Genomic DNA, 13,796 nt, shown 5'->3' with positions numbered 1-13,796 from the left:
CCAGGCAGCCACCACACATGGGCCCGGAATCCAGAAATACCCGTGACCCGTTTCCCGCCATCGGCATGAAAGCGGTACCGGCAGAACTGCGCCCGCCCCACGCCTTCTCCGGCGGCCATCAGTTCGATACGCCGTTCCGGCCATGAACTTCGGGCGCTCACATACGAACCGCTCCGGAGGCCGAAGCCTCCGGAGCGGGCGGACGGTGCGCGAGGACCGTGCCGTGGCACCGGACGTGGAGTCCGGATCGGGTGACCTGTCAGAGCTGACCGGCGTCGGTGGCGGCCGCGAAGTCGGGGCGGCCCAGGGAGGACTTGGTGCGGGCCGCCTCAATCCACTCGGCTGTGGTGGACACCGCGGCGAAGAACGACTGCATCACCACGAGGATCGCGTGGTGCACCTCGGCGGCGGACAGCGTCCCGACCCGGTTGGACATCGGGATCGTCCCGGTCGCGTCGGAGAGCATCTCCACCGAGTAGCCGCGGTGGACGGCGGCACGGGCCGTGGACTCGTCACAGGTCTGGGTCATGTAGCCGACGATGGTCAGGGTGTCGATGCCCTGCCGCTCCAGCCAGTCACCGAAGTCGGTGCCGGCGAAGGAGGAAGGCAGGGTCTTCTCCACCAGATGGTCGCGCGGGCGGGAGGCGACCACCTCGTGCAGCGCGAAGCCGTGGCCGTCCCGGCCGAAGAGGGGCGCACCGGCGGGCGCGACGTGCTGGACGACCACCACCGGTATGCCCTCCCGGGTGGCGGCGTCCATGGCGGCGCCGATGTTGGCCAGACTGAGCGCCGGATCCGGGTAGCCGATCTGCAGCCCGCCGGTGACGTACTCGTTCTGGACGTCGATGACCACGAGGGCGCGCTTCATGACGGTTCTTCCCCTCTGCCTGAGTGGATGGTGGGTGATCGCGCACCTCGCCGCCGGCTCCCGGGCGACACAGGCCGCGCCGGGGCCGAAGGCGGACGAAATGGCGCGTCGTTCGACGCTAGCACCGGGTACGGGCGCCCGACCGCGGACCGACCGGCCACTGCGTACGATTCGGCCAGCGCGCCGTGCGGGCCGTGCCGGCCGTACTGACCGAGCGGGCCGAGCGAGTGGCGCTCAACTCCCGCAGTGCCGCTTCTTGTTCGGTACGTGCGCCGCGTACGCGCAGATCTCGCACCCCATGTGGTTTGATCCCGAACGATACACTTGGGGCGTGCGTCCCCGCGGCAGCGAAGGAGAGGGTGCCCGTGCCCGGTCAGCGGTCCATCACCGAAGCCGAGAAGCTGGCGTGGGACAAGCTCGGCGGTGCGCCGATCCAGCACGACCAGATGGCCATGGTCGCCAACATCTACCGGGCCGCCTCCGCCGTCCGACAGCACCTGGAGAACTCCGTGCTGCGCGGCTGCGACCTGTCCTGGACCGGGTTCGTCGTGCTGTGGGTGGTGTGGATATGGGGCGAGTCGGAGACACGGCACGTGGCGGAGGAGGCCGGTATCTCCAAGGGCACCCTGACCGGAGTCGTCCGCACCCTGGAAGCGAGGGGCCTGGTCAGGCGTGGCGGGCATCCGGACGACGGCCGGCTCGTGCTGCTCCGGCTCACCGAGTCCGGGACGGAGCTGATGCAGGACCTGTTCCCCCGCTTCAACGCGGAGGAGGCCTTCGTCGCCGGACGGCTCGGGGACACCGAGTGCCGTCGCGTCGCCGCCGGGCTCCGGCAGGTCGTCCTCCAGGTCGAGGAGCACGGCGAGGAACGGCGCCGCGCGCTCCTCGACGGTGCCGAGCCCGCGCCCCGGCGCAGCGGCCGGCGGCCCCGCGCCGAGGGCTGAGCGGGAACCGCGTGCGAGCACCGCGCACCTCACCAGCGTTGCCGAGCGGCCTGCACCAGGGCGTTGAACAGAGCCTGTTGCACGGGGTCCGGAAGCGCCGTGTCCTCCGGATGCCACTGGACTCCGATGAACCACGCGTGTCTGCCCAGTAGTTCGAAGGCCTCGCTGGTGCCGTCGGCGGCCTTGGCGGTGACCGTGAGACCCGCGCCCATGCGGTCCACCCGCTGGTGGTGGTAGCACGACGCGGTCACCACAGCGGAGCCCGTGATGCCGTGCAGCGCGCTGCCCGCCTGGATGTCGACCTGATGGACGAGGTTGCGGTGTTCGCGCCGCCAGCCCGCCTGGTGCTCCGCCAAGGTGCCGCCCAGGGCGACATTGACGACCTGCACCCCCCGGCAGATCGCGAGGAGGGGCAGCCCGGCGTGCAGGGCCTGCCGGGCGACCGCCAGGTCGAAGCCGTCCTGTTCGGCATCGATGTCGTGAACACTGCCGTGCACAGGGTCGACTCCGTAACGGCTGGGGGAGAGATCGCCGCCGCCGGGCAGCAGGATGCCGTCGAACCGCGACAGACGGTCGGCCACGAGGCCCGGGTCGGCGCTGCCGCCGGGCGCGTGGGGGTGGATGGTCGCGGGCTCGCCACCGCCCCGCCAGACGGCCTCGATCAGCGCTCGGGCGTTGACCTCGGCTCCGTAGCGCAGGGCGGAGCAGGATGCGGAGAAGCGGGCGGGAATCGCGATCAGGGGACGTGCGGGGCGGTTCACGGCGGGTTCCTCAGGGGTGGGGGGACGTCGGAGTCGGGGGGCGGGGGTGTCGGGCGTGGGCCTCGAATGTGGGGGGGTGTGGTCGGCGCGGACGGGGCGCGGCCGTGCCGGGCTTCCCCGTGGCAGGCCCGGTACGGCCGCCCGTCCGCAGGGTCAGCAGCGTGCCGGCCGGACACCCCGGTCCCGCCAACCGCCGCCGAGCGACGTCGCGTGGACCTCCCGCGATGCGGTGGGCTCCACTCCGGCGTCGCGCCGGAGGGGGGTCGGCCCGTTCACGATGTGGGTGGTGGGGCGGCCGGGGGTGGCGGCGACGCCGTCGGCCTGCGCCCGGCCCGGGCGCAGGTGGTCCTCCGCGTCGGCCGTCCGGCACACGCCGATGGGCACCCACCGCTTGCCGGGCGGACCGTCGCCGAGGAACTTCGAGAGATGCGGCGTGGCGTAGTGGACGGGCAGGTACGGGTCGCCGACCGGGGTGATCGGCGCGCGGGGCCCTGCCGGATTCCAGGAGGCGTGGTTGCGGTGCCGGGGCGCGGCGGAACCACGCGTGCTCGTCGTGGCGTCCGGCCGGTCGAGGGTCGCCGACCAGCCGCCGAAGAACCGGAAGTGGTGCGCCACGCGCGGCATGACGGAGCGCAGGTGCGCGTGCGGCAGGGAGCCGTTGTCGGCGGTCTCGCCCCGGGCCGGCTCGGCCAGGCGCTCCGTCGCTCCGGCGGCGCCGGCGTGCAGGGCGTGGGCCCGTTCCTCGCGGGGCGTCGCCGCCCACTCGGGGGAGGCCTCACCGGCCGCGTCGGTCTCGGCCGCGGTGCCGCGTACGACTGCGGCGAGGAGGCCGCCGTCGCCGGGCGAGCGGTCGGGAAAGGTGGCGGCGGTGTCCACGAAGGTGGCGGCGGAGTCCACGCGGCGGTCGGTCATCCAGTGCCGGGTGGCGACGGCGGTACCCGCGACGAGCGCTGTGTGCCGCGTCATGTCTGCCTCCCCGGCGGGGCCGGGCAGCAGGCGCGGAGGGTGTTTCGGGTCACGGCCGGTGCTGCCGGTCCGGCTCGGCGGTCGGCAGGTCGCCCGAGCAGCGCCAGGGAGGCGCCCGGACGACCGAAGCGGCATCGGTCGCCGTCTCGGGGTGGGGGCAGCCGCGGGCACGGGTCATGGGCGATGCTCCTCAGGTGACGGGGAGAGGGGCAGCCGCAGGAGCCGGGCGCGGTGCCGGGCCGCCGCGGCGGCGGTGCCGGGTCCGCCGAGCGCCACCACGCCGACGAGCCTGCCGCCCGCGTGGTAGCCCGCCACGACATCGCCGTCGATGTCGCCGTCCAGGACGCGGACGTCGCCGGTGCCGAGTTCGGGGGCGCCGAAGGCCTGGATCCGGATGCCGTGCTGGTCGCTCCAGAAGCTGGGCAGCGGCGCGAACGGCGCCAGGCCCGCATCGGTCCCCGCGAGCCGGGCGGCGAGGGCCCGCCCGGCGTGCCGGGCGCTGTCACCGGGCATGGACCAGTGCTCCACCCGCCGCGGCAGTCCGCCGTGGCGGAGGTCGGGGAAGCGGGCCACGTCGCCGACCGCGTACGCGTCCGGCAGGCCTCCCATACGCAGTTGCCCGTCCGTGAGCACCCCGTCGCTGAGGTCGAGGCCGTTGTGGGCGAGCCATTCGGTGTTGGGAACCGCGCCGACGCACTCCACCACCACGTCCGCCGCGAGGACCTGTCCGCCGTCCAGGACCACGCCGGTCACCCGGCCGTCCCCCTCGAACGCCGCCACGCCCTCGCCGAGCCGGAAACGGACGCCGTGTGCGCGGTGCAGGCGCAGCAGCGCGCGGGCGAGGAGTTCGCCCAGCGGCCGCAGCATCGGCAGCGGCTCGGGGTCGACCACCACGACCTCGCGCACCCCCGACCGCACGGCGGCCGACGCGACCTCGCATCCGATGAAACCGGCCCCCACGACCACCAGCCGGATCCCGGGCCGCAGCAGTTCGGCGCGCAGCGCCCGGGCGTCGGTGAGGGTGCGCAGCACATGGCGGCCGCTCGCGGGGCCGGCCGGGCCGGGGCAGCGCAGCCGCCGGGGCCGCAGTCCGGTCGCGGCGACCAGGGCCGCGAAGCCGAGCTCCGCACCGTCGTCAAGGACCGCGACACCGTCGCGCAGCCGGACCGCGGCCACCCGGTGTCCGAGCAGCCACCGCACGTCGGCGGCGTGCGAACGCGGCGTGAAGGCCAGGGAGGCGAACGGGGCGGCGCCGACGAGGGCTTCCTTCGACAGCGGTGGGCGGTTGTACGGCATGTGTGGCTCATCGCCGACCACGCTGACGGGTCCGCGCCAGCCCGCGGCGCGCAGTTGCTCGGCCGCACGCAGGCCGCCGAGGGAAGCACCGACCACCAGGACGGGCCCGGCCATCTGCTCAGTCCTCGATCCGGATGGCCTGCATCGGGCAGACGTCCGCGGCGTCCTCGACCTCCTCGCGCACCGCCTCGTCGGCGTCGGTGAGGTGCTCGAGGTGGCCCTGGTCGTCGAGGCGGAAGACGCCGGGCGCCGCGAACACGCACTGCCCGTGGTCCTGGCAGCTGTTCTTGTCGACTACGACCCTCATGGACCGTCCTTCCGGGCTCGCCGCATGCTCACGGGCCCTTCTGAGGTATGTCGTTTGGTACCAAACAACATAGAGAGCGGCCACACGGTGGTCAATGCCCCGTTCCGCAAGCCGAGTTGATGCACGCGGCCTTGCGGGACACCATCGCCGCCTCTACCGTCAGGACATCGTTTGACCTCAAACAAATGGCGTCGAGGAGGCAGCGGTGAGCGCTGACGACCCCTCCGTGATCCGCGGACACATCGACCGGCTCACCAACGAGGGCATCGACGTGGTCCGCGTGGTCTATCCCGATCTCCTCGGCTCCGACCGGGCCCGTGACGTGCTGCTGGAACACCTGCCGACGGCCTGCGCGCACGGCCTCGCCTTCTGCCGTGCCGTCTTCCACACCACCCCGCAGGGCGATGTCGTCCCGGTCGCCGGCGGTCTCGACGCGGGCCTGCCCGATGTGCTCGTGCGACCGGATCTGACGACCCTGCAGGCGCTGCCCTGGGAACCGGGCGTGGCCACCTGCCTGGGCGACGTCACCGACCCCGAGAGCGGCGGGCCCGCCCCCGAATCACCCCGCGACCTGCTGCGCGCGGTGCTCGCCCGCTGCGCCGAGCACGGTCTGCGCCCCCTCGTGGGACCCGAACTGGAGTACTTCCTCTGCGAGGCCGATCCCGCGGCCCCCGGCGGCTGGCGCCGCTACTCCGCGGCCAAGGGCGCCGTCTACACGGCGGGGCTGCGCGCCGACCCCGACAACCACCTGCTCCGCCTCCTGCGGCTGTTGCGCGACCTGGACATCGGCGTCACGGCCGGCAACCACGAGTTCGACGGCGCGCAGTTCGAGATCAACATCCGGCACTCCGAGGCCCTGGCCGCCGCCGACCGCGCCTTCCGTTTGAAGTGCGCCGTCAAGGAACTCGCGCGCAAGGAGCGCCGCCTCGCCACGTTCATGGCCAGGCCCTTCAACGACGCGGGCGGCTCCGGTTTCCATCTCCACCTGTCGTGCACTCCCGCGGACGGAGAGTCGTGCACCCCCGCGGACGGAGACGGGACGGCAGGCGGGCGCACCCGCAAGGACGCGGGGGACGCGGGCGGGCGCAACACCTTCGACGACCCCACTGCCCCGCACGGCCTCTCCAGCCTCGCCCGGCACGCCGTCGCGGGGCTGCTCGACCACGCCGCGGCCCTCGCCGCACTCCTCAATCCGACCATCAACTCCTACAAGCGCTTCGGCCCCGACACCCTGGCGCCCTGGCTGATCGACTGGGGCCTCGACAACCGCAGCGCCATGATCCGCATCCCGCCCGAACGGGGCGAGGGCACCCGCGTCGAACTGCGCCTCGGCGATGCCGCCGCCAACCCCTACATCCTGGTCGCGGGCGCGCTTGCCGCCGTTCTGCTCGGGGTCGAAGCCGCCCGGGAGCCGCCCGAGCCGCTGCGGGGCTACGGCTACGACACGGCCAGAGCCGCCCTGCTGCCCACGAGCCTGCCCGCCGCGCTCGACGCCCTGGAGGCCGACACCGCTCTGTCCCGCCTCCTGGGCGAGGACTTCGTGGCCGCCTACCTGACCTACAAGCGCAACGAGGTGGAACGGTTCCAGCAGTACGTGACGGACTGGGAGTTCATCGAATACGCCTACCACCTGTGACCAGTCACCGGTAACCGTCAGCACCCGCGCCCCGCCCGACGCGGCGGGACCGCGCACGCCCAGAAGGAGCCCTCGATGGCACCGCCCCCGGCCGTGGAGCCCCTGCCCCTCGGCGACGTCGACCTCACCGACCTCGACCGCTTCACCGATGGCCTCAGCCCCTGGCGCATGTTCCACACCCTGCGCCTGCGGGACCCCGTCCACTGGCAGCCCGAGGCCGCGCCCAACTCCGGCTTCTGGGCCCTCACCCGTCATCAGGACATCACCCGCGTCGACCGCGACCCCGGCACGTTCACCTCGACCAGGTTCGTCAACCTCGAAGAGGTCGACGACGACCAGATCGCCCTGCGCGCCTCGATCCTGGAACTGGACGGGACCCGCCACCGGGCCCTGCGCGCCCTGCTCCAGAAGCAGTTCGGGCACAGCGTCATCAGCGGCTACACGGACTTCCTGCGCGGCCTGACCGCCCGCACGCTGGACGCCGCCCTGCCCCGCGGCACGTTCGACTTCGTCACGCACGTCTCGGCCGACTTCCCCATCAACGTCCTGGCCCGCCTCCTCGACGTGCCTCCCGAGGACAACAAGCGCCTGATCGCCTGGGGCAACCGCCTCATCGGCAACACGGACCCGGACTACGCCGACGTCCTGCTCGACAGCGCGGACAGCGAGCGCTACCGGCACCTCCCCTTCCGCTCCCCCGCGGCCACCGAGGTCTTCGCCTACGGCCGCGAGCTGGCCCGCCAGCGCCGCGGGGGCACCGGCACCGACCTCGTCTCCCGTCTCGTCAACGAACGTCCCCGCGACGGCGTGCCGCTCTCCCCGCAGGACTTCGACAACTACTTCCTGCTCCTCGTCGTCGCGGGCAACGAGACCACGCGGCACGCCATCTCCCACGCCGCGCTCGCCCTCATCGAGCACCCCGACCAGCTCGACCGGCTCCGTGCGGACCCCGCCCTGATCCCCGCCGCCGTCGAGGAGTTCCTGCGCTGGGCCTCGCCCGTCTACCACTTCCGCCGCACCGCGACCCGCGACACCGAACTCGGCGGCAAGCAGATCAAGGAGGGCGACAAGGTCGTCATGTGGTTCGCCTCCGGCAACCGGGACGAGACCGTCTTCCCCGACCCGTACGCCTTCGACGTCACCCGCACCCCCAACGACCACCTCACCTTCGGCAAGTCGAGCCCGCATCTGTGCCTGGGCAACCTGCTCGCGCGCACCGAGATCCGCATCATGTTCGAGGAACTCGTCCCGCGCATCGCCGACATCCGCCTCAGCGGTCCCGTCCGCCGGGTCCGCTCCAACTTCGTCAACGGCATCAAGCACCTTCCGGTGCACGTCACCACCGTCTGACCCGCGGGCGGCCGGAGGGGTCTCAGTCGTCGGAGAGGGTGCGGTGCAGGAGGGGGAGCAGCCGGTCCCAGTGGCGCTGGAGCGCGGTCGGGCTGAAGGCGTCGGTGTCGGGCATGGTGAAGCCGTGGACGGTGTCGGGGTACAGCTCGGTGGTGTAGTCGACGCCCGCGGCGTCCAGCGCCTTGGTGAACTCGGTGAGCGCCTCGTCCGTCATGTCGCCCTCGGCGAGGCCGAGATGGACCTCCGCAGTGAGTTCGGGGACGCCGCGGTGCGGGCTGTCTGGCGCCTCGGAGACCAGTTGCCCCGGGTGGAATCCGGCGACGGCGGCCACCCGGTCGGGGTGGGCCGTCGCGGTGCGCAGCGCGAGGACGGCACCGACGCAGTAGCCGACCGTGGCGACCGGGCCCGCGCCGACCCCGGGCCGGGCGGTGAGGAACCGCAGGTAGGCGTCGGCGTCGGCGCGGACGCGTGCGGGGGTGAGCTCCTCGATCATGGGCATCAGCCGCGCGAAGAGGCCGGGGCGGGCCGCCGCGTCGATGTGCTCGGGGACGTCGACGACCGGTGCGGGGCCGTGCCGGTGGAGGAAGTTCGGTACGAGGACGTAGTACCCGTGCCCGGCCAGTTCGCGGGCCCGGTCCTCGATGACGGGCCGCACGCCGAACGCGTCCGGATAGAGCAGCACACCCGGGTGCCGCCCGCCGCCGTCGGGGAACGCGGCGAACGCGTCGGCCGGGCCGTGGGGGGTGGGGATCTGCAGTGTCTCGGTGCTCATGGGCCCCGAGGCTACTCGACCCCCGGGGAAGGGGCGTCCGGTCACTCCCAGCGGATCCCGTAAATGCCCGGTGCCGGGTTGAATTGGATGTACTGGAAGCCGCCGCGCGCTTCGGAACCGGAGCGCTCCTTGAGAATCCGGACCGGTGCCGCGGGGGACGCCCTGTGGAACGCCTGGCACGCGGCGGGCGCGTACGCCGCGTCGAAGACGGTTTCCAGGACGACCTCCCGTGTCCCCGGATAGACGCGGATATCGGTGTACTTCTCCGTCTGCCTCGGGGGGTATTGGATACGGAACTCCGTGAGCGCCAACTCCCCCGGCGACAACGGATCATCGAGCAGGAATTCGTAGGCGGCGACTCCCGCTGCCGGGTCGCCCCGGAACCGGGCGAGCCGGCAGCCGTGCGTCATGGTCAGGAGCGGCGCGTGCGGCATCGAGGCGTACCGGGTGACGTAGACCATGCGCGCGCCGCCGCGGGAGCCGCCGTGGAGGATCCGCGTGACGTGGAGGGCCAGTTCACCGCCGTCGGGGCCCACCTGCATCCGTACGCGGTAGGACAGCACCGGCGGACTCGCGAGGTCGCCCCAGTCGGCGCCGAGCCGCGCGAGGGCGGCGCCGATGGAATCCGCGCGGTTCCCCCACTGCCGGTCGCGGACCGTGCCCGCCTCGAACGCGGTGGCCCGGCGTCCGCGCGGGCGCCGCGGGGGCAGCGTGCCGAGCAGGCGTCCCGGAGGGAGTTCCAGGATTTCCTCCAGGACGGAGACCACCGCGAGAGAACTCGCCCTTTCCGGTCGGCTCAGGCCGGTCTGCCAAGCGCTGAGCGTACTCGCGCTCACGGGTGTCCCCCGTTCCCGCAGTCGGCATGCCAATTGGTCCAGACTTTGCCCGCTGGTCGTCAGCGCCAGCCGGAGAGCCCCGTGGAATTCCATGGCGCCGTATCCAAGCGGAACCCGTCCAGAGTTATCCAGCCTCCGGCGGAGAATTTCTTTACCTACCGCGCAGTCGGTAGTTGCCTACCTCGCAGCAGCCATTCAGGGCCCTGACGGAGGTGCGATCGATGACCCCGCACACACGCACGCGCCATCTACTTGTCATGACCACGGCAATCGCGGTGGTGGGAGGCGGCCTGGCCGTGACCCTGCCGTCGGCCGGGACCGACCGGGGCGCGGCCACCGCTGCACCCGACGAGAACGTGGGCAGGACCGTCGCCACGTCCCGGTACGTGCGGCAGACCGCCGAGCCGGGGGTACGGACGGTCCGTACCCGTGTCGCCGCCGACGGCCCCGCGGCCGGTGCGCGGCGCGTCTGCCACGAGGGCGCGAAGTGGCTGCGCATCGGCTTCGACGACCTCGCCCTGCGCGGGGACGACACGCTCACCCTCAAGGGCTCCGGCTCCGGCAGCACCGTCCTGACGAGCCGGAACGCCCAGGGCAAGGCCTTCTACACGAAGGCCCTCGAAGGCGGCTGCGTGACCCTGACGCCCCGCGTCGACGACACCGGCAGCCGCTACTCGATCGCGTCCTACCAGGCCGGTGCGCAGCCCCTCGCCCGCGCGGACGTCGTGCTGGCCGCCGTCGGGGACATCTGCGGGTCCGCCTGCAACCAGACCGACGACGTGGTCACCAGGATGAACCCGGCCGCGCTGATCACGGCGGGCGACAACGCGTACGACAAGGGCTCGTCCTCCGAGTACCGGCAGAACTACGACCCGCACTGGGGCAGGTTCAACAAGATCGTGCGCCCGACGCCGGGCAACCACGAGTACAGGACCAGCGGCGCGTCCGGCTACTTCGGCTACTACGAGGCGGCCGGCGCCCCCACCGGCGGCCGGGGCAAGGGCTATTACAGCTTCGACGTCGGCGACTGGCACCTGGTGGCGCTCAACTCCAACATCTCCCGCTCGGCGTCCAGCGCCCAGGGCACCTGGCTCAAGCGGGACCTGGCCGCCAGCACCAAGCCCTGCACCATGGCGTACTGGCACCACCCGCGCTTCTCCTCCGGCGACCACGGCGACCAGAGCGGTTCCGCCGACCTCTACAAGATCCTGACGGACCACAAGGCCGACGTGGTCGTGAACGGGCACGACCACCACTACGAGCGCTTCGCGCCCGCGACGGTCGACGGGAAGAAGGACGAGGCGAACGGCCTGCGCCAGTTCGTCATCGGCACCGGCGGACGCGGCCTCTACAGCAGCACCCACAAGTCGAAGGGACCGTCCGAGGTCTTCAACAACAAGACGTTCGGCGTCGGCCAGTTCGACCTGTCCGCCACGGGCTACAAGTTCACCTTCCGGCCGGTCGACGGCCGCACCTTCACCGACTCCGCCCAGGGCACCTGCCACGCCAAGCCCCGACCCTAGGGCCTGCTCCCGTACCGGGCCCGGCTCATCCACAGGGCCCGGCTCCCCCGACAGGGGCAGGCTCCGCCTCCCACTCCGAGCCCGCCTCACCGGCGGGGCGCGGTGCCCGCGGGCGCCGTGCCCCGCCCTCCCCCACCGCGCATCGGAGCATGATCGATGTATCTCTCGCACACACGGACGGCCGACGCCGTCCACCGCCTCGGGAACTCCCCCGGGCCCCGTGCCGGGGCCGGAGGGCGGGCCGGGGCCCGCGTACCCGCCACCGTCGTGACGCTCGGCCTCGTCAGCCTGGTCACCGACGCATCCGCCGAGATGGTCACCGCGATCCTGCCGGTGTACCTCATGTACGGCCTCGGGATCGGCTACCTCCAACTCGGCGCGCTCGACGGCCTCTACACCGGCGCCACCGTGCTCTTCCGCCTCGCAGGCGGCTACGCCGCGGACCGCCTCGGCCGCCCGAAGGCCGTAGCCACCTGCGGCTACGGGATCTCGGCCGCGACCAAGCTCGGTCTCCCGCTGATCGGCGCCTCCGCGGGCAGCGTCGGCCTGCTCCTCGCGGCCGACCGCACGGGCAAGGGCATCCGCACCGCGCCCCGGGACACCCTGATCACCCTGGCGGCGCCGGAGGCGCACCTGGGGCGCGCCTTCGGAGTCCACCGGGCGCTGGACACCCTCGGGGCGATGCTGGGTCCGCTCCTTGCCTTCGCCGTCCTGCTCGCCCTGCCCGGCGACTACGACGCCGTGTTCCTGGTGAGCTTCTGCCTCGCCGCGGCCGGGATGGTCCTGCTGGCGTTCTTCGTACGGGCCGACCGGCCGGAGTGCCCCTACGACCTGTGCGGACCGCACGGGGGCGGGCGCGGGGGTGCGCCGACTGCGGGCGGGAGTGCGGCAGCCCGCAGCCGGGGTGCGGCGATGGCTCGTGCCCGGGTCCGCGGGCTGCGCGCGTGCCTGGCCCCGCTGTGGATCCCCGGCAACCGCCGCACCGTGCTCGCGGCGGCGCTCCTCGGCCTGACCACCGTCGGCGACATGTTCTTCTACGTCGCGCTCCAGCAGCGCATGGACCTGTCGTCGCGACTCCTGCCGCTGCTGCCGGTCGGTACCGCGCTGGTCTTCATGAGCGCCGCCGTGCCCCTCGGGCGCGTCGCCGACCGCGTCGGCCGCTGGCGCCTCTTCCTCCTCGGCCACCTCCTGCTCCTGTGCGGCTACCTGCTGGTCGCCGGTGCCCCGCGGTCCTGGCCCGGTGCCGCCACCGCCGCCGTTGTACTGACCCTGCACGGGCTGTTCTACGCCGCCAGCGACGGCGTCCTGATGGCCCATATCGGCCCCGCCATTCCCGCCCGGGTGCGCACCACGGGGCTCGCCGTCGTGCAGACCGCCCAGGCCCTCGCGCGGTCCGGTGGCGCCGTCGCCTTCGGGGCGGCGGCCGCGCTGGGCGGCCTCGGCACGGCGTTCGGCGGTTTCGCGCTCGCCCTGCTGCTCGCCCTCCTCACGGCGAGCGCACTGCAATCACCCTGGAGGAACCGATGACCCGCGCACGCACCCTCCTCGGGACCCTGCTCATCGTCGCCCTCGTCGCCACGGCCGTGGGCTGCGTACTGTGGCGGCGCGGCGCGGTCGCCCACGGGCAGGACGCACAGCACCTGCGCTTCGGGCGCGCCGGCACCGTCGTGTACGTCGACCGGGACGACGGCCGGGTGCGTCAAGTGACGCGTACGGGACGGGAGGTGGGCGCCGGGCCCGCCTGCCACCGGGCGGCGGTCGCCGCCTCGACGCTGATCTGCGTCCGGGCCCTGTCCGGCCCGATGACCTCACAAGTCCGCGTCCACACCGGGCGGAAGGACGAGCCCGAGGTCACGCTCTCCGTGTGGGGCGACCCGAGCCGGGCGCGCGTGTCGCCGTCGGGGAACCTGGTCGCGTGGACGGTCTTCCGCTCCGGCGACTCGTACGCCAAGACCGGCACGTTCTCCACCACGGCCGGGATCTACGACCTGCGCGACGGGACCCACCACGGCTCCCTGGAGGACTTCCGGCCGTTCGTCGACGGCAAGCCCTACACGGCCGAGGACGTCAACCACTGGGGCGTCACCTTCGCCCGGGACGACCGCACCTTCTACGCCACGATGGGATCTCGCGGCCGCACCTGGCTCATGCGCGGTGATCTGCGCGAGCGGACGCTGACCGCCGTGCGCGAGGGCGTCGAGTGCCCCTCACTGGCCCCCGACGGCCACCGCGTCGCCTACAAGAAGCGTCTGGGCGAGGGGCGTTGGCGCCTGCATGTGCTCGATCTGCGCCGCGGCACGGACACCGCGCTCGCCGAATCCGCCACCGTCGACGACCAGCCGTCCTGGCTCGACGACCGCACGGTGGCGTACGCGAAGCGCGCGGACGGCGCGCCCACGGTCTTCGCCGTACCGGCCGACGGGTCCGGCAGTCCCCGGCGGATGTTCCGGGGAGTGTCCCCCACGGTCACCACGGGCTGAGCCCCGCCCGTCGCGACGAGCCGCCCCGGCGCCTGCCCTCACCCTCACGGCACTTCA

General features: G+C 73.0%; 14 protein-coding genes. 6 read left to right on the top strand and 8 right to left on the bottom strand.

The window, feature by feature from the left end; genetic code table 11:
- Nucleotides 1-259: 259 nt before the first annotated feature.
- Nucleotides 260-868, bottom strand: coding sequence for a cysteine hydrolase family protein (locus GPA10_RS29475; RefSeq protein WP_058849047.1), 609 nt, complete (start codon nt 866-868; stop codon nt 260-262).
- Between the two features lie 365 nt (nt 869-1,233).
- On the opposite strand from GPA10_RS29475, the gene GPA10_RS29470 reads away from it, so the two are divergent.
- On the top strand, nt 1,234-1,812 hold the full coding sequence (locus tag GPA10_RS29470) for a MarR family winged helix-turn-helix transcriptional regulator (RefSeq protein ID WP_343041450.1): 579 nt from the start codon (nt 1,234-1,236) through the stop codon (nt 1,810-1,812).
- Between the two features lie 29 nt (nt 1,813-1,841).
- Here GPA10_RS29470 and GPA10_RS29465 read toward each other — a convergent pair whose 3' ends face one another.
- From GPA10_RS29465 to GPA10_RS29450, 5 genes are all read right to left on the bottom strand, one after another.
- A complete protein-coding gene (locus GPA10_RS29465; protein ID WP_343041449.1) occupies nt 1,842-2,573 on the bottom strand; it encodes a gamma-glutamyl-gamma-aminobutyrate hydrolase family protein in 732 nt (243 codons plus the stop codon).
- 153 nt (nt 2,574-2,726) lie between these two features.
- Nucleotides 2,727-3,539, bottom strand: coding sequence for an aldehyde dehydrogenase family protein (locus tag GPA10_RS44145; RefSeq protein ID WP_198351740.1), 813 nt, complete (start codon nt 3,537-3,539; stop codon nt 2,727-2,729).
- A 49-nt stretch (nt 3,540-3,588) separates the two neighbouring features.
- Nucleotides 3,589-3,717, bottom strand: a complete 129-nt coding sequence (locus GPA10_RS43495) for a hypothetical protein (RefSeq protein WP_281364855.1) — start codon at nt 3,715-3,717, stop codon at nt 3,589-3,591.
- The gene (locus GPA10_RS29455; protein ID WP_157168146.1) at nt 3,714-4,949 is read right to left on the bottom strand and encodes an NAD(P)/FAD-dependent oxidoreductase; all 1,236 of its coding nucleotides are present in this window, start codon (nt 4,947-4,949) and stop codon (nt 3,714-3,716) included. The genes GPA10_RS43495 and GPA10_RS29455 overlap by 4 nt, the downstream gene beginning before the upstream one ends.
- Nucleotides 4,950-4,953: 4 nt before the next feature.
- Nucleotides 4,954-5,142, bottom strand: a complete 189-nt coding sequence (locus tag GPA10_RS29450) for a ferredoxin (RefSeq protein WP_058849043.1) — start codon at nt 5,140-5,142, stop codon at nt 4,954-4,956.
- Nucleotides 5,143-5,347: 205 nt separating this feature from the next.
- On the opposite strand from GPA10_RS29450, the gene GPA10_RS29445 reads away from it, so the two are divergent.
- Both GPA10_RS29445 and GPA10_RS29440 read left to right on the top strand, forming a co-directional pair.
- Entirely contained in the window at nt 5,348-6,778 is a 1,431-nt protein-coding gene (locus GPA10_RS29445; protein WP_343041448.1) for a glutamine synthetase family protein, read from the top strand.
- Between the two features lie 75 nt (nt 6,779-6,853).
- Entirely contained in the window at nt 6,854-8,128 is a 1,275-nt protein-coding gene (locus GPA10_RS29440) for a cytochrome P450 (RefSeq protein ID WP_157168145.1), read from the top strand.
- A gap of 22 nt (nt 8,129-8,150) precedes the next feature.
- Here the strand turns inward: GPA10_RS29440 and GPA10_RS29435 are convergent, their stop codons facing one another.
- Nucleotides 8,151-8,900 carry a dienelactone hydrolase family protein gene (locus tag GPA10_RS29435; RefSeq protein WP_157168144.1) on the bottom strand — a complete coding sequence of 250 codons (750 nt, stop codon included), beginning with the start codon at nt 8,898-8,900 and terminating at the stop codon, nt 8,151-8,153.
- 41 nt (nt 8,901-8,941) lie between these two features.
- Complete coding sequence (locus GPA10_RS29430; protein ID WP_157168143.1) at nt 8,942-9,736, bottom strand: XRE family transcriptional regulator; 795 nt, start codon at nt 9,734-9,736, stop codon at nt 8,942-8,944.
- A gap of 257 nt (nt 9,737-9,993) precedes the next feature.
- Here GPA10_RS29430 and GPA10_RS29425 point away from each other — a divergent pair, with 257 nt between their 5' ends.
- From GPA10_RS29425 to GPA10_RS29415, 3 genes are all read left to right on the top strand, one after another.
- Nucleotides 9,994-11,259 (top strand): metallophosphoesterase family protein, encoded by a 1,266-nt coding sequence (locus tag GPA10_RS29425; RefSeq protein WP_157168142.1) that lies wholly within the window; start codon nt 9,994-9,996, stop codon nt 11,257-11,259.
- Nucleotides 11,260-11,415: 156 nt separating this feature from the next.
- Nucleotides 11,416-12,786: an MFS transporter gene (locus GPA10_RS29420; RefSeq protein WP_157168141.1), complete on the top strand. Its 1,371-nt coding sequence runs from the start codon at nt 11,416-11,418 to the stop codon at nt 12,784-12,786.
- Complete coding sequence (locus tag GPA10_RS29415) at nt 12,783-13,739, top strand: TolB-like translocation protein (protein WP_157168140.1); 957 nt, start codon at nt 12,783-12,785, stop codon at nt 13,737-13,739. Before GPA10_RS29420 ends, GPA10_RS29415 begins: the two co-directional genes overlap by 4 nt.
- Nucleotides 13,740-13,796: the final 57 nt, after the last annotated feature.

Origin of the sequence: Streptomyces typhae, assembly GCF_009755605.1 — a bacterium.
In the GTDB taxonomy this organism is placed as follows: domain Bacteria; phylum Actinomycetota; class Actinomycetes; order Streptomycetales; family Streptomycetaceae; genus Streptomyces; species Streptomyces typhae.
The sequence above is the reverse complement of the archived record's forward strand: the minus strand, read 5'-3'. Positions and strand labels throughout refer to the sequence as shown.